This window comes from Paraburkholderia sp. 40 (genome assembly GCF_050434105.1).
GTDB classification, from domain to species: Bacteria; Pseudomonadota; Gammaproteobacteria; order Burkholderiales; family Burkholderiaceae; genus Paraburkholderia; species Paraburkholderia tuberum.
This window is the reverse complement of record NZ_JBNPVY010000004.1, coordinates 1,731,293-1,752,584: the sequence shown is the minus strand read 5'-3', so window position 1 is coordinate 1,752,584 and position 21,292 is coordinate 1,731,293. Positions and strand designations below refer to the sequence as shown.

The following is a 21,292-nucleotide window of genomic DNA, read 5'->3' as shown; positions in this document are numbered from 1 at the left end:
AGTGGGCGATAAGCCGAAAACGGGGAAGCACGATGACCGAACACCAACCAACCACACTCGTTCTGCCGGGCTATCTGGACTCCGGCCCAGGCCACTGGCAAACGCGCTGGGAAGCGCTCGATCCCGCGTTCGTCCGCGTGCAGATGCCGGACTGGGACCACCCTTCGCGCGACGCCTGGTGCCGCACGCTGGCCGCCGCGCTTGACGCCGTGGACGCGCCGATCGTGTTCGCCGCTCACAGCCTCGGCTGTCTGACCACGGCGTTCTGGGCCTCGCAGTACGCAAGCGCGGCGCAGCTTGCGAAGGTGGCCGGCGCGCTGCTGGTCGCCGTGCCCGATCCGGACGAAGCGCACTTCCCGAGGGACGCGGGCGGCTTTGCGCCGGTGCCGCTCACCCGCCTGCCGTTTGCGACGATCGTGGTGGCGAGCAGCGACGATCCTTATGGCGGCGTGGCGTTTTCACAAACCTGCGCGAACGCGTGGGGCAGCCGCTGGATCGGGATCGGCGCGCGCGGCCACATCAACGCCGACAGCGGTCTCGACGATTGGGACGAGGGGCGGGGCTGGCTGGCTTCGCTAATGGCGATGCGCTGAGTCTCGCCGCCTCCTCGATCAGATCACCGCTTTGCGCTTCAACTCGGCAATCGTCTGCGCGTCGTATCCGAGCACGTCGCTCAGCACCCGCTCGGTATGCTCGCCAAGCAGCGGCGGATGGCTCAGCGCCTGCGGCGGCGTGCCGGTCATGGTGATCGGATTGCGCACGAGCTTGACCGTGCCGCCCGACGGATGCGGCAGATCGACCTGCAGACCGCGCGCGACCACCTGCTCGTTGTCGAACACTTCGTCGAGGTTGTTGATCGGCCCGCACGGCACGCCGGCCGCTTCGAGCGCCGCGATCCATTGCTGCTTGCCCTGCCGGCGGACCATGTCCGCGAGCATTGGCACGAGCAGTTCGCGGTTGCGCACGCGCGCGGGGTTGGTTGCGAAACGCTCGTCGTCGGCGAGTTCCGGGCGGCCGCCCACTTCGACGAACTTGCGGAACTGTCCGTCGTTGCCGACCGCGACGATGATCCAGCCATCGCTGGTCTGGAAGGTCTGGTAGGGCACGATGTTCGGATGCGCATTGCCCCAGCGCGCCGGCGGCTGGCCGCTCGCGAGGTAGTTCGAGTTCATGTTGGCGAGCATCGCGACCTGCACGTCGAGCAGCGCCATGTCGATGTATTGGCCAACGCCCGTGCGGTCGCGGTGCGTGAGCGCGGTCAGCACCGCGATCGTCGAGTACATGCCGGTCATCAGGTCGGCGATCGCGACGCCGGCCTTCTGCGGGCCGCCGCCCGGCTGACCATCGCGCTCGCCGGTGATGCTCATGAAGCCGCCGATCCCCTGCACGATGAAGTCGTAACCGGCGCGTTGCGCATACGGGCCGGTCTGCCCGAAGCCCGTCACCGAGCAGTAGATCAGGTCGGGCCTGACCTCTTTGAGCGAGTCATAGTCGAGGCCGTACTTCTTCAACTGGCCGACCTTGTAGTTCTCGAGCACGACGTCGCTTTGTGCGGCCAGTTCGCGCACGATCCGCTGACCCTCGGGCGACGCGATGTCGAGCGTGACCGAGCGCTTGTTGCGGTTCGCCGCGAGATAGTAGGCGGCCTCGCGCGTGTCCGCGCCGTCCGGCGTTTTCAGATAGGGAGGCCCCCAGTGGCGCGTGTCGTCGCCGACCTCGGGGCGTTCGATCTTGATGACGTCGGCGCCGAAATCGGCGAGCGTCTGCGCGCACCACGGACCGGCGAGCACGCGGGTGAGGTCCAGCACGCGGATGTGACTGAGAGCGCCCATGTTCTTGAATGTCTCCTGATGGTTGCAGGCCGCGCGGCGAGCTGCCATGCGTTATTTCGCGCGAAGTTTCGTGGAAGTCATCTTAAGCGATTCGCGCTCGCGGGCGCAGTCAGCCGAACGTCATGGCGCGGATCGGACGATCGGACACGCGAGCGCCAACCAGGCGGCGCGCAGTGCCGCGCGCGCTTGCCGATCCCGTATAATCAGTCGTTTAAAGAAACAGACAGTTGGCGCATCCCACCGACCGCCAGTCTCCGTCAGGAACCGTCAGGACCGTCCCCCGCCCGCTATGAAAGCCGCTGAAATCCGCGAGAAATTCCTCAAGTTCTTCGAATCGAAGGGCCATACGATCGTCCGTTCGTCGAGCCTCGTGCCCGGCAACGACCCGACACTGCTCTTCACCAATTCGGGGATGGTGCAGTTCAAAGATGTGTTCCTCGGCGCGGAATCGCGTCCGTATTCGCGGGCCACGACCGCGCAGCGCAGCGTGCGCGCTGGCGGCAAGCACAACGACCTCGAGAACGTCGGCTACACCGCGCGTCATCACACGTTCTTCGAGATGCTCGGCAACTTCTCGTTCGGCGACTACTTCAAGCGCGACGCGATCCACTACGCGTGGGAACTGCTGACCGGCGTCTACCAGCTGCCCAAAGACAAGCTCTGGGTCACCGTCTACCAGGAAGACGACGAAGCGCACGACATCTGGGCGAAGGAAGTGGGCGTGCCGGTCGCGCGCATCATCCGCATCGGCGACAACAAGGGCGCGCGCTACGCATCGGACAACTTCTGGCAGATGGCCGACACCGGCCCGTGCGGCCCGTGCTCGGAAATCTTCTACGACCACGGCCCGGATGTGTGGGGCGGCCCGCCGGGATCGCCCGAGGAAGACGGCGACCGCTACATCGAAATCTGGAACCTCGTGTTCATGCAGTTCAACCGCGACGCGCAGGGCAACATGACGCCGCTGCCGAAGCAATGCGTGGACACCGGCATGGGCCTCGAGCGCATCGCCGCGGTGCTGCAGCACGTGCACAGCAACTACGAGATCGACCTGTTCCAGGCGCTCATTCAAGCCGCTGGCCGCGAAACCGGCGTGACCGATCTGGGCAACAACTCGCTGAAGGTGATCGCCGATCACATCCGCGCGTGCTCGTTCCTGATCGTCGACGGCGTGATTCCTGGCAACGAAGGCCGCGGCTACGTGCTGCGCCGTATCGTGCGCCGCGCGATCCGCCACGGCTACAAACTCGGCAAGAAGGGTTCGTTCTTCCATCGCCTCGTCGCCGACCTCGTCGCGCAGATGGGCGACGCTTACCCTGAACTGAAGCAGGCCGAGCAGCGCGTGACCGACGTGCTGCGTCAGGAAGAAGAGCGCTTCTTCGAGACGATCGAGCACGGCATGTCGATTCTCGAGGCCGCATTGGCCGATCTCGACGCCAGGGGTGGCAAGACGCTCGACGGCGAACTCGCGTTCAAGCTGCACGACACCTACGGCTTCCCGCTCGACCTGACGGCGGACGTCTGCCGCGAGCGCGAAGTGACGGTCGACGAACCCGCATTCGACGACGCGATGGCGCGTCAGCGCGAGCAGGCTCGCGCGGCGGGCAAGTTCAAGATGGCGCAGGGTCTCGAATACTCGGGCGCGAAGACCACCTTCCACGGCTACGAAGAAATCGTCTTCGACGACGCCAAGGTCGTCGCGCTGTACGTCGATGGCGCGTCGGTGCAGCAGGCGCAGGCCGGCCAGCAGGCGGTCGTCGTGCTCGATCACACGCCGTTCTATGCGGAGTCGGGCGGCCAGGTCGGCGACCAGGGCGTGCTCGCGAACGCCAGCACGCGCTTTGCGGTCGTCGATACGCTGAAGGTTCAGGCCGACGTGGTCGGCCACCACGGCACGCTCGAGCAGGGCACGCTGAAGCTCGGCGACATCGTCAAGGCCGAAATCGACGCGGTGCGCCGCGCCCGCACGGCGCGCAACCACTCGGCCACGCACCTGATGCACAAGGCGCTGCGCGAAGTGCTCGGTTCGCACGTGCAGCAGAAGGGCTCGCTCGTCGACGCCGACAAGACCCGCTTCGACTTCGCCCACAACGCGCCGATGACGGACGAGCAGATCCGCCGCGTCGAGGAAATCGTCAACGCCGAAGTGCTGGCGAACGCGCCCGGCATCGTGCGTGTAATGTCGTACGACGAGGCGGTGAAGGGCGGCGCAATGGCGCTGTTCGGCGAAAAGTACGGCGACGAAGTGCGCGTGCTCGACCTCGGCTTCTCGCGTGAGCTGTGCGGCGGTACGCACGTGAATCGCTCGGGCGACATCGGTTTCTTCAAGATCGTGATGGAAGGCGGCGTCGCGGCCGGTATCCGTCGCGTCGAGGCGATCACCGGCGACAACGCGGTGCGCTACGTGCAGGAGCTCGAAGCGCGCGTCAACGCGGCCGCGGCCGTGCTGAAGGCACAACCGGCGGAACTCACGCAGCGCATCGGCCAGGTGCAAGACCAGGTGAAGGCGCTCGAGAAAGAACTGGGCGCGCTGAAGTCGAAGATGGCGTCGAGCCAGGGCGACGAACTCGCGGGCCAGGCGATCGAAGTCGGCGGTGTGCATGTGCTCGCGGCGACGCTCGAAGGCGCGGACGTGAAGACGCTGCGCGAAACGGTCGACAAGCTCAAGGACAAGCTGAAGAGCGCGGCGATCGTGCTCGCGTCGGTGGAAGGCGGCAAGGTCAGCCTGATCGCGGGTGTGACCGCAGACGCGAGCAAGAAGGTCAAGGCGGGCGAACTGGTCAACTTCGTGGCCCAGCAGGTGGGCGGCAAGGGCGGCGGCCGTCCGGACATGGCGCAGGCCGGCGGTACCGAGCCGGCCAACCTGCCGGCGGCGCTCGCGGGCGTCAAGGGCTGGGTCGAAGGGCAGCTTTGATTCTGATAGTCGGTTGAGTCCGGCTCGACGCGAAGTCGAGCCGGGTTCGACGAAGGGGCCACGCGGTGCGCCAGCAGGATCGGCGCGTTGCGTGGCCCCTTCGCTTTTGCTGAAGCCGACCGGGTTGCGCCGAACCTTGTTGCCGGGGCGGATTCAACGATCAGACCACGTTCGCATCCGCGGACGCCACCGCATCCACCTCGGCCGTCCCTTCCTGCGACGCCACCAGCGTGCGTCGCAACGCATTGAGCGCCGACGAAAAATGCCCGCGTCGCCACACCAGCAGCGTGTCGATCATGCCGATATCGGGCAATTCGTGCACTGCGATATTGCTCGTGTCGGTCTGCAGATCGAGCACCGAGCGCGGCGCGACCGCGACGCCCGCGCCGGCCGCCACGCACGCGACGATCGCGTGATACGAGCCGAGCTCCAGCACCCGTTGCGGCCGCGTGCCGTGCTCCAGATACCACTTCTCGATATACGCGCGATAAGCGCAGCCCCGCTCGAACGCGATCAGCGTCGATAGCGCGATGTCGCGCACTTCGCGGATCGGCCGATGACCGCGCGGCGTCAGCATCACGAGTTCCTCGCGGAAGATCGGCACGGTCTCGAACAGATCGCCGAGCGTGGCCGGATCTAGCGGCGTCGCGACCAGCGCCGCATCGACCTCGAACTCGCGCACCCGCTCGATCAGCCTGCCGGTCGTGCCGGTCTCCAATTCCAGTTCGACGGCCGGCCATTGCTGGTGATATTGCGCGAGCAGGCCCGGCAGACGCGTCGCCGCGACGCTTTCCATCGTGCCGAGACGCAGACGCCCGCTCGGACGATCCTCGCGCACCGCGTGCCGCGCCTCGTCGGCGAGCGCGAGCAGCCGTTCCGCGTAGGGCAGCAGCGTCTCGCCGGCCGGCGTCAGCACGAGGCGGCGGCCGTCGCGGATGAACAGCTCGGTGCCGAGCTGCTCCTCGAGCTGCTTGATGCGCGTGGTCACGTTCGATTGCACGCGATTGAGCTTCGCCGCGGCGCGCGTCACGCCGTTTTCGCGCACGACCGCGCGAAAAATGGTCAGAGCGGCCAGATCCATGATTCTCTCCTGGCGATGAATAACATCCTAATTATTCACTTTTCGTGATCAAAAGGTCAAGCTAATATGGATTCACACCATCGCCGATTGACCGTCCGACCATGAACGATCTCGCTTCCCACGCGTACCCGCGCTTCCACGAGCCGCACACCGCCCGGCGCGCGGCGCTCGCCTGCATGGTCACGTTGGCCGTCGCGCTCGGTATCGGGCGCTTCGCATTCACGCCGCTGCTGCCGCTGATGCTGCACGGCGCCGCGCTCGGCCAGCCGCAGATCGATATCCAGCATGGCGGCTGGCTCGCATCGTTCAATTACGCCGGTTATTTCGCCGGCGCGATGACGTGCGCGGCGCTGCGGGTCGAGCCCGCGCGCATGGTGCGCGTCGGACTCGCCGCGACCGTGCTGCTGACGCTCGCGATGGGCGTCACCGGCCAGTTCTGGGCGTGGGCGCTGGTGCGCTTCGTCGCCGGCGCGGTCAGCGCATGGACCTTCGTGTTCGCGTCGCAGTGGGGCTTGCGGCGGCTCGCGGAACTCGGCGCGCAGGCGTGGAGCGGCGTCATCTATACGGGGCCGGGCGTGGGCATCGTCGGCACCGGCTTGCTGGTCAGCGTCGCGGGCGGCTATGGCGCGGTGGTCGGATGGATCGGCTTTGCGGTGATCGGCGCGGTGCTGTCGGTGCTGGTGTGGCCGGTGTTTGGCGAAGCGCTGCGTGCGGGAATAGCGAAGCCTGCCGCTGCAAGCTCCGCAACCGCAAAGCCCGCCACCGGATCGCGCGCCAGCACAAACCAGCCGCCTCGTACGGCCGGCATTCAGACGAGCCATGCCGTCCACCGCGCCGACGCGTTCTGGCTGGTCCTGCTCTACGGCATACCGGGCTTCGGCTACATCATCACCGCGACCTTTTTGCCGGTCATCGCGCGTCACGCGTTGCCGGGCTCGGCGTGGCCGGACCTGTTCTGGCCGATGTTCGGTGCGGCGCTGATCGTCGGCGCGTTGCTCGCCGCGCGTTTGCCCGTGCATTGGGACAACCGCGCGCTGCTCGCGGGCTCGTATGTGCTGCAGGCGCTCGGCATCGCGCTGGGCATCGTGTGGCCGACGGCGGGCGGGATCTCGCTCGGCAGCATCCTGATTGGCCTGCCGTTCACCGCGATCACGCTATTCGCGATGCGCGAGGCGCGGCGTCTGCGCGGCGACTACGCGGCCGGGCTGATGGGTTATGCGACGGCGGCCTATGGCATCGGTCAGATCGCAGGTCCGTTGATGGCCGCGCCGATTGCCGCGCGCACGGGGTCGTTTTCGCTGGCGCTGTGGCTCGCCGCGGGCGCGCTGCTGGCGGGGGCGGCGGGCCTCATCGCGGTGACGCGCGTGCCGCGTGGCCCGCGCCGTGGCCGCATGCCGGATTGCGGTTGCAGCTAAGACGCGAAAACAAATCTCGCACGAGCGCACTAAAATGACCGCTTTCCGTCATTCCCTCGCGCCTGTCGCCGGGCGCGTCGCTCGACCATGCAACATTTCGCGTCCGACAACTACGCCGGCATCTGTCCCGAAGCGCTCGACGCGCTGATCGCCGCCAACAACAGCGGCCACGAGCCGGCCTACGGCGACGACTCCTGGACCAACCAGGTCTGCGACCGTCTGCGCGACCTGTTTCAGACCGATTGCGAGGTGTTCTTCGTGTTCAACGGCACGGCGGCCAATTCGCTCGCGCTCGCGTCGCTGTGCCAGTCGTACCACTCGGTGATTTGCCACGAACTCGCGCACATCGAGACCGACGAGTGCGGCGGTCCCGAGTTCTTTTCGGGCGGCTCGAAACTGCTGACGGCGCCGGGCATCGCCGGCAAGCTCACGCCCGATGCGATCGAGTCCATCGTCACGCGGCGCGCCGATATCCACTATCCGAAGCCCAAGGTCGTCACGCTGACGCAGTCGACCGAGGTCGGCACCGTCTACAGCGTCGAGGAAGTCCGCGCCATCGCGGCGATCGCGAAGCGTCGTCATCTGAAGGTGCACATGGACGGCGCGCGCTTCGCGAACGCGGCCGCCGCGCTCGACGTGCATCCGTCGGAGATTACGTGGCGCGCGGGCGTCGACGTGCTGTGTTTCGGCGGCACCAAGAACGGCTTGCCGGTCGGCGAGGCGGTGGTGTTCTTCGACCGCGCGCTCGCCGACGATTTCGCCTATCGGTTGAAGCAGGCGGGACAGCTCGCATCGAAGATGCGCTTCATCTCCGCGCCGTGGCTCGGCCTGCTCGACAACGACGTATGGCTGCGCAATGCGCGTCACGCGAACGCGATGGCGCGTCTGCTGGAGACGCGGTTGCAGGAAATCCCCGGCGTGAGCATCATGTTTGCGAGCGAATCGAACGCGGTGTTCGCGCAGTTGCCGCCGCGTGCCGCGAAGGCGATGCGCGCGCGCGGCTGGAAGTTCTACGAGTTCATCGGCGCGGGCGGTTGCCGGCTGATGTGCGCATGGGACACGCAGCCCGACACGGTCGAGCGTTTCGCCGCCGACGTGCGTGAGCTGTGCGTCGCGTGATGGAAGACGCGTGAGGTTGCTGGAACCCGAGTTACCACCGGCGCCTGGATGCACCACTCGGCACACTCGCGAAGCCACCCAACTACGCCCCGCTAAAAAACACGAAACAAAGAGACGTCCCCCGCCATGACCGAGTACCGATTCTGTCCCCGCTGCGCGAAGCCCCTGACCGAACGCGCCGACCCCGACCACGAGGGCGGCCGCGTCCGTCAGAGCTGTCCCGATACCGAGTGCGGCTACGTCCATTGGAATAACCCGCTGCCGGTCGTCGCGGCGATCGTCGAGTACGAGGGCAAGATCCTGCTTGCGCGCAATGCCGCGTGGCCCGAGGGCATGTTCGCGCTGATCACCGGTTTCCTCGAAAACGGCGAGACGCCGGAGCAGGGCATCGCGCGCGAAGTGATGGAGGAGACGTCGCTGCACGCCGAGTCGGTCGAGCTGATCGGCGTGTACGAATTCATCCGCAAGAACGAACTGATCATCGCGTATCACGTGAAGGCGCATGGGACGATCGCGCTGTCGCCCGAGCTGCTCGAATACCGGCTCGTCGAGCCCGCGAAGCTGCGGCCGTGGCGCGCGGGCACCGGCCAGGCGCTCGGCGAATGGATGCGGCGACGCGGTTTGCCGTTCGAATTCGTCGAGCGGCCGGGGCAGTGAGGCGTTCGGCCCATCGAGCCGCAACATTAGCCAGCACACAGACGACGCAGAAATCACAGCCAACATGGAGACAGCCCACAACGCACGCGACACCACACGATTCGGCACATCCATCGACGCATCACCGAACCGATCATCCACGTCAATCGGCGGTCAATGAGCGCACGCTCAGGGAGAAAACGGCATGGCCTACATCTACTACCTGACCCATATTCATCTGGGCTACGACGCACTGTCGCAACTGTCGTCCGAGTGCGCGCGCATCGGCATCGAGCGGCCTCTGGTGATCAGCGACAAGGGCGTCGTCGCGGCCGGCATTGCGCGGCAGGCACTCGACGCGCTGAAGCTCGGCGACGTGCCGCTGTTCGACGACACGCCGTCGAACCCGACCGAGGAAATGGTGCTCGCGGCCGCCCAGGTGTATCGCGACGAGCGCTGCGACGGGCTGATCGCGGTGGGCGGCGGTTCGTCGATCGATCTCGCGAAGGGCGTCGCGATTGCGGCCACGCATCCGGGGCCGCTCACGCAGTACGCGACGATCGAAGGCGGCAGCGCGAAGATCACCGACGCCGTCGCGCCGCTGATCGCGATTCCGACCACGGCCGGCACTGGCAGCGAAGTCGCGCGCGGCGCGATCGTGATTCTGAACGACGGCCGCAAGCTCGGCTTTCACTCGTGGAATCTGCTGCCGAAATCGGCGCTGTGCGATCCCGGTCTCACGCTCGGCCTGCCGCCGGGGCTGACCGCCGCGACTGGCATGGACGCGATCGCGCATTGCATCGAGACCTTCCTCGCGCCGGCCTTCAATCCGCCCGCCGACGGTATCGCGCTCGACGGCCTCGAACGCGCGTGGCACAACATCGAGCGCGCGTGCGCGGACGGCCGCGATCGCGAGGCGCGCCTGAACATGATGAGCGCGTCGATGCAGGGCGGGATGGCGTTCCAGAAGGGCCTCGGCTGTGTGCACTCGCTGTCGCATCCGCTGGGCGGCCTGAAGGTGAACGGCCGCACGTCGCTGCATCACGGCACGCTGAACGCGGTCGTGCTGCCCGCGGTGCTGCGCTTCAACGAGCGCGCGCCGAGCGTGGTGGCCGAGCGTCGCTATGCGCGCATGCGTCGCGTGATGGGGGTGCCCGAGCATGCGGATCTCGCGCAGGCGCTGTTCGACATGACGGCGCGGCTTGGACTGCCGACCGGCCTCAGGCAGATGGGCGTCGACGAAAGCATGTTAGAGAAGGTCGTGCAGGGCGCGCTGGTCGACCATTGTCATCGCACGAATCCGCGCGAGGCGAGCGCCGACGACTATCGCCGCATGCTGACCGAGTCGCTGTGATCCTCGCATCCACCAACCGCCACGTCCGATGAACAAACCCGCCCCCGCCGGCCGCGCCGCGTATCCGCACTTCCTGCCGATCACCACGCGCTGGATGGACAACGACGTCTACGGCCACGTGAACAACGTCGTCTACTACAGCTATTTCGACACCGTCGTGAACGAGTATCTGATCCGCGCGCGCGTACTCGATTTCGAACACGGCACGACGATCGGGCTGGTCGTCGAGACGCAGTGCAACTACTTCGCGCCGCTCGTGTTTCCCGATCGCATCGACGCGGGCTTGCGCGTCGCGCGGCTCGGCACGTCGAGCGTGCGCTACGAGGTGGGGCTATTTCGCGACGGCGACGCCGAGCCCGCCGCGCAAGGACACTTCGTGCACGTCTACGTGGATCGCGCGACGCGTCGTCCCGTGAACCTGCCCGCCGAGCTGCGCGCGGCGCTCGAACCGTTGTGCGTCGTCGGGCCGGCGGACTAGACGCGTGCAGTCGTTCATCATCACTCTGCTCAACGGCCTGAGCTACGGGCTGTTGCTGTTCATGCTGTCGGCCGGGCTGACGCTGATCTTCAGCATGCTCGGCGTGCTCAACTTTGCGCATGCGAGCTTCTATATGCTCGGCGCGTACGTCGGCTTTTCGGTGGCGGCGCGCGCCGGCTTCTGGAGCGCGCTGGTGGTTGCGCCGCTCCTCGTCGGTCTGCTCGGCGCGGCGCTCGAACGCTGGCTGCTGCGGCGCGTGCGCGGGCACGGGCATCTGCCCGAACTGCTGCTGACGTTCGGCGCCGCCTATCTGCTCGGCGAACTCGTCAAGCTCGGCTGGGGGCTCGGTCCGCTGTCGGCGAGGATTCCGGCGGTGCTCGACGGTCCGCTGTTCTCGCTGTACGGCGCGGTCTTCACGCGCTACCGCGCGTTCATGATGGCGGTGTCGCTCGCGATGCTCGCGGCGCTCGTCGCGATGCTGCGCGTGTCGAAGACGGGCTTGATCGTGCGCGCCGCGCTCACGCATGCGCAGGCCGTCGAAGCGCTCGGGCACGACGTGCCGCGCGTGTTCACCGGCGTGTTCGCGGCCGGCACCGCGCTCGCCGCGCTGGCCGGCGTGATCGGCGCGCCGCTGTTCGTCATCGAGCCGGCGATGGCGGAGTCGCTCGGCTCGATCGTGTTCGTCGTGGTCGTGATCGGCGGGCTCGGATCGCTGAGCGGGGCGCTCGTCGCATCGCTGCTGGTGGGGTGCCTGCAAACGCTGGCGGTCGCGAGCGATCTGTCGTTGGGCGACGTGGTGTCGCTCGCCGGCGCGGTGCTGCCGCCCGAATGGGACGCGCTGACGCTCGCGCAACTGGCGCCGCTGCTGCCGTACCTGCTGCTCGTCGCGGTGCTGGCGACGAGGCCGCGCGGGCTGTTCGGACGGCGTGACGATCATGCGTAAGCGGAGCGGGTCGTCAAACGCGCTGGAAGGCGAGGTGCCGCCTCGCGGGGCCGGCCGTGCGCTCGCGCCGTGGCTCGCGCTCGTCGCCTTTCTGGCCGCACCGCCTTTCATCTGGCCGCACAGCTGGCTGCTCGGCTATCTCGCGCAAAGCGCGACGCTGATCGTGTTCGCGCTGTCGTACAACCTGCTGCTCGGCGGGACCGGGCTGCTGTCGTTCGGACACGCCGCTTATGCGGGGCTCGGCGCGTTGATCGCCGCGCGGGTGTTCAACGCGGGCGGCATGCCGCTCGTGCTGCTGCCGTTGGTCGGCGGCATCGGCGGCGCGCTGTGCGGTGTGCTGTTCGGCTTCATCGCGACGCGCCGTGCCGGCACCGCATTCGCGATGATCACGCTCGGTCTCGGCGAGCTAGTCGTCGCGGCCGCGTGGACGCTGCCGGGCTGGTTCGGCGGCGAGGCGGGCGTCGCGATCGATCGCGCGAGCGGGCCACTCTTCGGCGGCTGGAGCTTCGGTCCGGCGCGCGAGGCCTATGCGCTGATCGCGCTGTGGAGCGTCGTCGCCAGTGTCGCGCTGTTCGCGCTGTCGCGCACACCGTTCATGCGGCTCGCGAACGCTGTGCGCGACAACCCGGCGCGCGCGGCGGCGATCGGCTGCTATCCGCGGCGGGTTCGCTATGGCGTGATCGTGCTGTCGGCGTTTTTCGCGGGCATCTCGGGCACGCTCGGGCTGATCAATATCGAGCTCGTATCGACTGAGAGCGTCGGCATGATGCGCTCGGGCGCGGTGCTGATCGCGACCGTGATCGGCGGCACGGCGGCGTTCTTCGGGCCGGTCGCGGGGGCGATCGTACTGACGTTTTTCAGCGTGGTGGTCGCCAGTGTCACGCGGGCGTGGCTGTTCTATCTCGGGCTGTTCTTCGTCGTCGTCGTGCTGGCCGCGCCGGATGGGCTCGCCGGCTTTGCCTCGCGGCAGACGGCGTGGATTGCCGCCAACGGCTGGCGACCTTGCCGCGCCGCGTATTTGTGGAGCGCGGCGGCGGGGTTGCTGTGGCTCGCGGCCATCGTGTTCGCGGTGCAGTGGGCCTATGCGGCGCAGTTCGGCGCGGACGAAGGTGCGGTTTCAGGTGTGTTGTTCGGCGCATTGTTCGGCGCCGGTGCAGGTGCAGGTGCGGGCGCTGGCGCGGGTACCGATGTCACCGTCGCGCCGCCGCTGTCGCCGCTTGCCGCCTCGCCGCTTCCTCTTGCGCTGGCGCTCGTTGCGCTCGCCGCTCTGGCTGCGCTGACCACGCGCCACGCGCTGCGCGCGCATGCGCGCATCACGGCCCATGCACGCGCGGCACGATTCCCCGGAGCCGCACGATGATCCCCGCACTCGCGCTCCACGGCATCGAAAAGCGTTTCGGCTCGACGCAAATTCTGCGCGGCGTCGATCTCGCGATCGAGCCAGGCGAGCGGCACGCGCTGATCGGCCCGAACGGCGCGGGCAAGTCCACGCTGTTCAACCTGATCGGGGGCTGCGCGCGGCCGAGCGCGGGGCGTATCCACCTGTTCGGCGCGGACATCACGCGGCTCGCGCCGGCCGCGATCGCGCGCCGTGGCCTCGCGCGCAGCTTTCAGAGCACCAGCGTGTTCGCACGGCTGTCCGTGTTTGACAACCTGCGCTGCGCGGCGCAGCTTGCCGAGCGCGATCGCACGCGCTGGTGGCAGCGTCTGACCGGCACGGCCGCGGTCGATGCGCGCGCCGCCGACGTGCTCGACGCGGTCGGCCTCGGCGCGCGCCGCGACGTCGCGGCCGGCACGCTCAGCTACGCGGAGCAGCGCGCGCTCGACCTCGGCATCGCGCTCGCGGGCGGCGCGCACACGCTGCTGCTCGACGAACCGACGGCGGGCATGAACCGCGCGGAAGCGGCACGCGCGATCGAGCTGATCCGCGACACCACCGCCGGCCGCACGCTGCTGATGGTCGAGCACGATATGGATGTGGTGTTCGCGATCGCCGATCGCATTTCGGTGCTGGTGCAAGGGCGCATCATCGCAAGTGGATCGCCGGCCGCGATTCGCGCGGACGCGGCGGTCCGGGCCGCGTATCTGGGCGAACGCTTCGACGTCGGCTCAGGCGCGCGGGCGGGTGATGAACCGGACCACGGAGCAGGCCGATGAGCGCGCTGCTCGACATTTGCGACCTGAATGCGTGGTACGGCGCGAGCCAGGCGCTGCACGGCGTCACGCTGAGCATCGAGCCCGGCGAAGTGGTCGCGCTGGTCGGCCGCAACGGCTCGGGCCGCTCGACGCTCGCACGCGCGATCATGGGCCTCGTGCGCTGCGAGGGCGAACTGCGTTTCGCGGGGCGTTCGCTCGCCGGTCGGCGCACGTTCGAGATCGCGCGGCTCGGGCTCGGCTATGTGGCCGAGCATCGCGACGTGTTCGCCGCGCTGAGCGTGCATGAAAACCTGCTGCTCGGCATTGCGCCGGCTGCCGCATCGCGTGCGCGCGGCCGCGCGGCGCGCTTCACGCTCGACGACGCGTACGCGCTGTTCCCGGTGCTCGCCGGGCGCAAGCGCACGCGCGCCGGCGCGCTGTCGGGCGGCGAGCAACAGATGCTCGCACTCGCGCGGGCGCTGCTCGGAGATCCCGATCTGCTGTTGATCGACGAGCCCAGCGAAGGGCTCGCGAGTCTCGTGATGCAGCAGGTCGCCGCCTGTCTGCACGCGCTGCGCGAGCGTGGCGTCGCGATGTTGCTGATCGAGCAGCGGCTCGTGATCGCGCGGGACATCGCGTGCCGCGTCGCGGTGATGGGGCACGGCGAGATCGTGTTCGACGGCGCGCTGGCGTCGTTTATGTCGCGCGACGACGTGACGCGCGAATGGCTCGGGGTTGGCTGACGCGCGACTACGGACTAGTTAGTCAAGCATCCTTGTTGATGATCCATTCGTGCGCCGGATCGTTATGGAAATGCCAGACCCGCTGGCTGCCCGCCATCACGTTCAGATAATACGAGTCGTAGCCGTACGGCACGATGACCGGGTGATAGCCGCGCGGCACCATCACGACGTCGTGATCCTCGACGGCCATCGATTCGTCGATATCGCGTGAGTCGGTGTACACGCGTTGGAATGCGAAGCCTTGCGGCGGATCGAGCCGGTGGTAATAGGTCTCTTCGAGCGAGCTTTCGAGCGGGATATTGTCGGTGTCGTGCTTGTGCGGCGGGTAGCTCGACGCGTGACCGCCCGGCGTTCTCACTTCGACCACCAGCAGCGATTCCGCCGGCTCGGTGTGCGGAAGAATGTCGCACACGTAACGCGTATTTAGCGACTTACCACGCGTCGAGCGTTTCATCGACGCTGGCTCGATCAGCCGCGCCGGATACTCGCCCTTGGCCGGCGCGCTCGCGACACCGATCTCCGCGTCGCGGCATGCGCGCACCGTCGCACGCACCTTCGGCGGCAAATACACCGCGTACGGCGCCGCGTCTTCGAACACGCTGTCGCGTGAACCGAGCGAGCTCCACGTCGTGCCCGGCGTTTCGATATCGACCGCGCCGCTCAGCACGACGATGCAAGCTTCACGCGCCGGCTCGAACACGTAGACGAGTTCGTTCGCGCCGAGCCGGTACGCGGCGAATCCCACATAGCGCCAGCAGGCCGACTGCGGCGTCACGCGCGCGATCGTCTGGCCTTCGCGCTCTGCCTTCACTAATAAGCTCATGCTGCCTCCTTGCCGAGCGGCGCATCGACGAGCGCCCGCAAAGTTCCATATCCCTTCTGCGCATAGTCGAACGGCGGCGCGACCACCGGGTCCTGCTCCGCCTCGACGACGAGCCAGCCGCAATAACCGTGCCGCTTCAACCGGTCGATCAGCGCCGGAAAATCGACCGCGCCGTCGCCGGGCACCGTGAACGCACCGGCGATCACCGCATCGAGAAAACTCCAGTTGCGATTGCGTGCGAGCTTCATCACGGCGGGGCGCACGTCCTTGCAGTGCACGTGGCAAACGCGCGCGATGTGTTGGTCGAGCACGGCCAACGGATCGCCGCCCGCCAACGTGATGTGTCCGGCGTCGAACAGCAGGCCGACCGCGTCGCTTGTGCGCGCCATCAACTGATCGACGTCGGCAGGCGTTTCGACGTACGCGCCCATATGATGATGATAGGCGAGCCGCACGCCGCGACTCAGCGTATAACGCGCGAATTCATCGACGCGTGCCGCGTAGCCGGTCCATTGCGTGTCGCTGAAAAAGCGCGGCCGTTGATACAGCGGGCGCGGCGCGCCCTGGATCGAATCGGCGACTTCACCATACACCATCACGGTCGCGCCGTTCTGCGCGAGCAACTCCAGATGCGGGCCGACCGCGTCGATTTCTTCGGCGACGCTGCGCCTGGCCAGTTGTCCCGAGTACCAGCCAGACACGAGCGCGAGGCCGTATTGCGCGAGCAGCGTTTTCAGCGCTTGCGGCTCGCGAGGAAACTTGTTGCCGAGTTCGAAGCCCTGATAGCCGATCTGGCGACCCTCGGTCAGCGCGACTTCGAGCGGCGTCTCGCCGCCGAGCGACGGCAGGTCGTCGTTCATCCACGACAGCGGGTTGATGCCAATGCGTACGTCGAAAGCAGTCATGCCGGAGTCCTCATGGTTCTCAGTCGTGATCGCCGCCCTGTGACGGCGCAGGCGTCGCGGGCGGCGCCGCGCGCGCGGCGAGCTGCGCGTCGTACTTCGCGCGGGCGTCGCGCACCTCGGTGCGCGTCGACACTTCGGGCACCGCGACTTCCCACCACCAGCCACCATCTCCGGTGGTGCGAGCCGGGTCGGTGTCGATGCTGATCACGTACGTGCCTCGCGCCGCGCGCGCGCGTTGCAGTGCCGCTTCGAGCCCGGCGAGATTGCGCGCATGCTCGGCTTGCGCGCCGAGCGCGCGCGCATGCGCGGCGAAGTCGATGCGCGGCGCGCCTTCCGGTGCGTGCACGCAATCGTCGAGCAGATTGTTGAACGGTGCGCCACCGCAAGCCTGTTGCAGTCGATTGATGCAGCCGAAGCCGCGATTGTCGAGCACGACGACGATCAGCTTCGCGCCGAGCATCACCGAGCTCGCGATCTCGCTGTTCATCATCAGATAGCTGCCGTCGCCGAGAATCACGATCACCTCGCGCTCGGGCCGCGCGAGCTTGACGCCGAGGCCGCCCGCGATCTCGTAGCCCATGCACGAATAGCCGTATTCGACGTGATACGCGCCGGGCCGGCCCGCGCGCCATAGCTTGTGCAGATCGGCGGGCAGCGTGCCGGCCGCGCAGACGACGATGTCGTCGGTCGGCGAGTGCGCGCTCGAACGCTGCACCGCGCCGATCACGTCGCCCTCGTAGGGCAGTACCGCGTCGCGTTGCGGCGCGTGGGTGAGCGTTTGCACGGTGTCGCGCCAGCTCGCCGCGAGCTTGTGTGCGCGCGCGGTCCAGCTGCGCTCGGCGTGCCAGCCTTGCAGCGGCCCCGTTAGCGCATCGAGCGCGAGTTTCACATCGGCTTCGACGACGAAGCCGCGATGCTTGAGCGCGTCGAATCCGTTCGCGTTGATCGCGATCACGTCGGCTTGCGTGAACAGCGTGTTCGAGCCGGTCGTGAAGTCCTGCAGCCGCGTGCCGAGCGCGAGCACGCAGTCGGCGTCATGCGCAAGCGCGTTGGCAGCCGCTGAGCCGGTCACCCCGAGCGCGCCTGCATTCAGCGGATCGTTCCACGCGAGCGAGCTTTTGCCGGCCTGCGTTTCCGCGACCGGCACGCCATGCGCGCTTGCGAAGCGGTGCAGCGCATCGGCCGCGCGGCTGTACAGCACGCCGCCGCCCGCGACGATCAACGGACGCTTCGCGTGCCGCAAGCGCGCGCACGCGGCGTCGATATCGTCGCTACGCGGCGCGGGTGCATGAAAGCGCACGACACGCGGCGTGAAAAAGTCCTCCGGGAAGTCCCACGCCTGCGCCTGCACGTCCTGCGGCAGCGCCAGCGTGACGGGGCCGCACAACGCGGCATCGGTGAGCACGCGGATCGCGCGCGGCAGCGCGCTCAGCAATTGCGCAGGATGCACGATGCGGTCGAAGTAGCGCGACAGCGGCTTGAACGCGTCATTCGCGGACACGCCGCCATCGTTGAAATCCTCGACCTGCTGCAAGACCGGATCGGGCGCGCGCGACACGAAGATGTCGCCGGGCAACAGCAGCACCGGCAAACGGTTCACGTGCGCGAGCGCGGCCGCGGTCAGCAGATTGGTGGCACCTGGGCCGATCGACGTCGTCACGGCCATCATGCGGCGGCGAAAGTGCGCCTTCGCGTAGGCGATCGCACTGTGCGCCATCGCCTGCTCGTTGTGCGCGCGCAAGGTCGGCAGCGCGTCGCGATGCTGATACAGCGCCTCGCCGATGCCCGCGACGTTGCCGTGACCGAAAATCGCGAACACGCCGCCGAACAGCGGTTCGACGTTGGTGCCGTCTTCGCTGGCGACGCGTTGCGCGGCCAGATAGCGCACGAGCGCCTGCGCCATCGTCAGGCGAATCGCGCCGCTGGTGCGCGCAGGCGCGTGCGCTTGCGTCGCGCCGCTGGCGGATGGGGTGTCGTCATCCATGATGCGCTCGTTCATGCGGCCTGCTCCTGATGAGCGTGATGAGGTGTGCCATGCGCCGCCGGTTCGCCGCGCGCACCGCGCCACGCGGCGATCAGCGTTTCGAACGTGAGGCGCACGCGCGCGATCAGTTCGTCGTCGCCAATTTCACCAGCGAGCCACGCATGACTCGGTTCGTGAAAGATCGTGCGGCCGACCGTGAAGCCGCGGCACGTCGCCGCTTGCGCGGCCGCGCGAAAGCCCTCGCTCAACTGCTCGACCGCCGCCGATAAACCGAGCAGCACGACGCCACGGCAATACGGATCGCGCTCGGCGATCAACGCGTCGATGGCCTGCCATTGCGCGGCGTCCATCGGTTCGAGCTTCCACCACTCGGGGTAGATGCCGAGGTTGTACAGGCGCTTCAACGCGCGAAACACGATGTCCGGTCCCTGCGGCAGCGACGCATGCTTCGGAGGAATCACTTCGAGCAGCAGTTCGTGGCCGCTTGCCTGGGTCGCGTCATACAGCGCGCGCAGTTGCGCCTCCTGTTCGAGCCGCTGCTCGATCGGCTCGTCGGGATGAAACTGCACGAGGCATTTGACGACGTGTTCCTGCGGCCACGCGATCAACGTGGTGCCGATCGAACGACCATGATCGAACACGAGCGGCACGGAGCCGGGCAGTTCGACCGGGCGGCCGATCCACCAGCCGCGACCGGTCGCGGCATTCAGCGCGTCCTGACCATAGCGGTCGTCGATCAGTACGCCGATGCGTCCCTGCAAGTTCAATGCACGTTCGGTTTGCGCGACCGCTTCGACGAACAAGCCCTTCAACCGGGCAATGCGCGCTTCGTCGGCACCGGTCTGCTGCGCGAGTTCGAAGAACGGGTTGCGATGATCGAAAGCGAAGCCGAGCACCTCGTGCCACGCTTTGCGCGCCGGCGACACGCGATGCAGTCTTGCGAGCTTCGCATCGCGATCGGGGCGGCGCATGCGTTGCGGATCGGCCTGCGCTTCGCGCAGGAAGTAGTCGAGTTCGGCCGGTGTCGGCATCGCCGGGGCGCAGCCGTGCCGAGACACGACCAGCGCGCCACTCGCATTCGCGGCGCGCGCGCAGGCGTCGAGCGGCTGATCGCGCAGCCAGCCGGACAGGAAGCCGGAAGCGAACGCGTCGCCCGCGCCGAGCACGTTCAGCACTTCGACTTCGACGCCGCCATGAATCGGCGCATCGTCGAGCGATGCAGGCACCTCGCCGTCAATGATCTGACAGCCGAGCGGCCCGCGTTTCAGCACGAGCGTGGCCGGCGTCACCGCGCGCACCATCGCGAGCGCGTCGGCGAGGTCGGTCTTGCCGCTGGCGATGCGAAACTCTTCCTCGGTGCCGATCACCAGATCGAACAGCGGCAGAATCCGCTGCAAATGCGCGCTGACGCCTTCGCTCGCCACGAAACGCGTCTCGCCGTCGGCCTTGCCCGTGAGTCCCCACAGCACCGGGCGGTAGTCGATGTCGAGCACGGTGCGCACGTTGTTGCGGCGCGCGTAGTCGAGCGCGCGACGGCTCGTGCGATTGACCTGCTCGGTCGAGAAATGCGTGCCGGTGATCAGCAGCGCTTTCGACGACGCGATGAACGCCTCGTCGAAGTCGGCCTCGTCGACCGCCATGTCCGCGCAGTTCTCGCGGTAGAAGATCAGCGGAAAGGTGTCACGGTCCTTCAGGCCGAGCAGCACGAGCGCGGTCAGCCGATCGTGATCGATGCGCACGTGACTCACGTCGCAGCCTTCCTTCGTGAGCGTCTCCGTCAGGAAGCGCCCCATGTGATCGTTGCCGACGCGCGCCAGCATGGCTGCGGCAAGCCCGAGCCGCGCGCAGCCGAACGCGATGTTCGCTGACGAGCCGCCGAGATACTTCGCGAAGCTCGACACGTCTTCGAGCCGTGCGCCGACCTGCTGCGCGTACAGATCGACGGCCAGCCGGCCGAGGCACACGATGTCGCGGGCGCGCCCCGGCGCGAACCGGCTGTCCGCTGCGTTACCGCTGGAGGTGCTGGAGTGAGCCATGAATAGTCCTGAGTAACAGTGCGCGGTAGGTGCGCGTCGGCCAGCCGGGCGAAACGCGCCGAGGCTGGACGTGCCGCGCGAATCGGTCAGATCGTCGCGCCTTCGAGTTCGCCGATCATCTTCTGCATCTCGGCGCCGCCGGCCATCATGTCGAGCACTTCGTCCTTGCTGATCGTCTGTTTGGTGAACGTGCCGAGCGAGCGGCCGCGGTTGAGCAGCGTGAACGAATCGCCGATCGGATACGCGTGGTGCACGTTGTGCGTGATGAAGATCACCGAGATGCCTTTGGCGCGCGCCTTGTGGATCAGCTTCAGCACGTTGAAGCTCTGCTTGACGCCGAGCGCGGCGGTCGGTTCGTCGAGAATCAGCACGCGCGCGCCGAAGTGGATCGCACGCGCAATCGCCAGACATTGACGCTCGCCGCCCGACATCGTGCCGATCGGCTGATGCGGGTCGCGCACGTTGATGCCCATTTCGGCGAGCTTGTCGCGCGCGGTGGTTGCGCAGGTTTCGAGGTCCATCACGTTCAGAAGGCCGAACAGCTTTTTCTGCGGCTCGCGGCCCATGAAAAAATTGCGCGCGACCGATAGCAGCGGCACCAGCGCGAGATCCTGGTAGACGGTTGCGATACCGAGATCGAGCGCGTCTTTCGGCGACGTGAAGTGCACCGGTTTGCCGTCCACCCGGTAGGTGCCTTTGCTCGGCTGATACACGCCCGCGAGCGTCTTGATCAGCGTCGACTTGCCGGCGCCGTTGTCGCCGAGCAGGCAATGCACTTCGCCGCGTATGAGGCGCAGCGTGATGTCGTTCAGCGCGATGATGTTGCCGAAATAACGGCTGACGTTTTCCAGCGACAGAATGATGTCATCGGTGTTCTGTTCGGGGGTGCTCAT

The 21,292-nt window shown here is 67.4% G+C and carries 18 protein-coding genes; 11 read left to right on the top strand and 7 right to left on the bottom strand.

The annotated features are described in order from the left end of the window. Window positions 1–32: 32 nt before the first annotated feature. Entirely contained in the window at window positions 33–593 is a 561-nt protein-coding gene (locus tag OKW28_RS29735; protein ID WP_429450917.1) for an RBBP9/YdeN family alpha/beta hydrolase, read from the top strand. A gap of 18 nt (window positions 594–611) precedes the next feature. Here OKW28_RS29735 and OKW28_RS29730 read toward each other — a convergent pair whose 3' ends face one another. Beyond that, window positions 612–1,832, bottom strand: a complete 1,221-nt coding sequence (locus tag OKW28_RS29730; protein ID WP_429454497.1) for a CaiB/BaiF CoA transferase family protein — start codon at window positions 1,830–1,832, stop codon at window positions 612–614. Window positions 1,833–2,121: 289 nt separating this feature from the next. On the opposite strand from OKW28_RS29730, the gene alaS reads away from it, so the two are divergent. Then, window positions 2,122–4,746, top strand: coding sequence for an alanine--tRNA ligase (alaS, locus tag OKW28_RS29725; RefSeq protein ID WP_429450915.1), 2,625 nt, complete (start codon window positions 2,122–2,124; stop codon window positions 4,744–4,746). Window positions 4,747–4,906: 160 nt separating this feature from the next. Here the strand turns inward: alaS and OKW28_RS29720 are convergent, their stop codons facing one another. Beyond that, complete coding sequence (locus OKW28_RS29720) at window positions 4,907–5,827, bottom strand: LysR family transcriptional regulator (protein ID WP_187610861.1); 921 nt, start codon at window positions 5,825–5,827, stop codon at window positions 4,907–4,909. Window positions 5,828–5,928: 101 nt separating this feature from the next. Between OKW28_RS29720 and OKW28_RS29715 the strand changes: the two genes are divergently transcribed. The 9 genes from OKW28_RS29715 to OKW28_RS29675 all read left to right on the top strand — a co-directional run bounded on the left by OKW28_RS29715 (window position 5,929) and on the right by OKW28_RS29675 (window position 14,651). Beyond that, complete coding sequence (locus tag OKW28_RS29715; protein WP_429450914.1) at window positions 5,929–7,242, top strand: YbfB/YjiJ family MFS transporter; 1,314 nt, start codon at window positions 5,929–5,931, stop codon at window positions 7,240–7,242. A gap of 87 nt (window positions 7,243–7,329) precedes the next feature. Then, window positions 7,330–8,361 (top strand): threonine aldolase family protein, encoded by a 1,032-nt coding sequence (locus OKW28_RS29710; RefSeq protein WP_429450912.1) that lies wholly within the window; start codon window positions 7,330–7,332, stop codon window positions 8,359–8,361. Between the two features lie 126 nt (window positions 8,362–8,487). Continuing rightward, on the top strand, window positions 8,488–9,018 hold the full coding sequence (locus OKW28_RS29705) for an NUDIX domain-containing protein (RefSeq protein ID WP_429450911.1): 531 nt from the start codon (window positions 8,488–8,490) through the stop codon (window positions 9,016–9,018). 184 nt (window positions 9,019–9,202) lie between these two features. Next, window positions 9,203–10,351: an iron-containing alcohol dehydrogenase gene (locus tag OKW28_RS29700; protein ID WP_429450909.1), complete on the top strand. Its 1,149-nt coding sequence runs from the start codon at window positions 9,203–9,205 to the stop codon at window positions 10,349–10,351. Window positions 10,352–10,379: 28 nt separating this feature from the next. Further along, window positions 10,380–10,829, top strand: coding sequence for an acyl-CoA thioesterase (locus tag OKW28_RS29695; protein ID WP_184028416.1), 450 nt, complete (start codon window positions 10,380–10,382; stop codon window positions 10,827–10,829). Window positions 10,830–10,833: 4 nt separating this feature from the next. Continuing rightward, a complete protein-coding gene (locus tag OKW28_RS29690; protein ID WP_429404992.1) occupies window positions 10,834–11,772 on the top strand; it encodes a branched-chain amino acid ABC transporter permease in 939 nt (312 codons plus the stop codon). Next, window positions 11,765–13,132, top strand: a complete 1,368-nt coding sequence (locus OKW28_RS29685) for a branched-chain amino acid ABC transporter permease (protein ID WP_429450907.1) — start codon at window positions 11,765–11,767, stop codon at window positions 13,130–13,132. Before OKW28_RS29690 ends, OKW28_RS29685 begins: the two co-directional genes overlap by 8 nt. Next, window positions 13,129–13,929, top strand: a complete 801-nt coding sequence (locus OKW28_RS29680; protein WP_429450906.1) for an ABC transporter ATP-binding protein — start codon at window positions 13,129–13,131, stop codon at window positions 13,927–13,929. Before OKW28_RS29685 ends, OKW28_RS29680 begins: the two co-directional genes overlap by 4 nt. Further along, a complete protein-coding gene (locus OKW28_RS29675) occupies window positions 13,926–14,651 on the top strand; it encodes an ABC transporter ATP-binding protein (protein ID WP_429450905.1) in 726 nt (241 codons plus the stop codon). Before OKW28_RS29680 ends, OKW28_RS29675 begins: the two co-directional genes overlap by 4 nt. 22 nt (window positions 14,652–14,673) lie before the next feature. On the opposite strand, the gene iolB is transcribed toward OKW28_RS29675, so the two are convergent. The 5 genes from iolB to OKW28_RS29650 form a co-directional block, all read right to left on the bottom strand. Then, window positions 14,674–15,474 (bottom strand): 5-deoxy-glucuronate isomerase, encoded by an 801-nt coding sequence (gene iolB / locus OKW28_RS29670; protein ID WP_187616897.1) that lies wholly within the window; start codon window positions 15,472–15,474, stop codon window positions 14,674–14,676. Next, window positions 15,471–16,379 carry a myo-inosose-2 dehydratase gene (gene iolE, locus OKW28_RS29665; RefSeq protein WP_429450902.1) on the bottom strand — a complete coding sequence of 303 codons (909 nt, stop codon included), beginning with the start codon at window positions 16,377–16,379 and terminating at the stop codon, window positions 15,471–15,473. The genes iolB and iolE overlap by 4 nt, the downstream gene beginning before the upstream one ends. 19 nt (window positions 16,380–16,398) lie before the next feature. Beyond that, the gene (iolD, locus tag OKW28_RS29660) at window positions 16,399–18,378 is read right to left on the bottom strand and encodes a 3D-(3,5/4)-trihydroxycyclohexane-1,2-dione acylhydrolase (decyclizing) (RefSeq protein WP_429450900.1); all 1,980 of its coding nucleotides are present in this window, start codon (window positions 18,376–18,378) and stop codon (window positions 16,399–16,401) included. Then, the gene (locus OKW28_RS29655) at window positions 18,375–20,399 is read right to left on the bottom strand and encodes a bifunctional 5-dehydro-2-deoxygluconokinase/5-dehydro-2-deoxyphosphogluconate aldolase (protein ID WP_429450898.1); all 2,025 of its coding nucleotides are present in this window, start codon (window positions 20,397–20,399) and stop codon (window positions 18,375–18,377) included. The genes iolD and OKW28_RS29655 overlap by 4 nt, the downstream gene beginning before the upstream one ends. Before the next feature lie 86 nt (window positions 20,400–20,485). Then, entirely contained in the window at window positions 20,486–21,292 is an 807-nt protein-coding gene (locus tag OKW28_RS29650; RefSeq protein WP_184006205.1) for an ATP-binding cassette domain-containing protein, read from the bottom strand.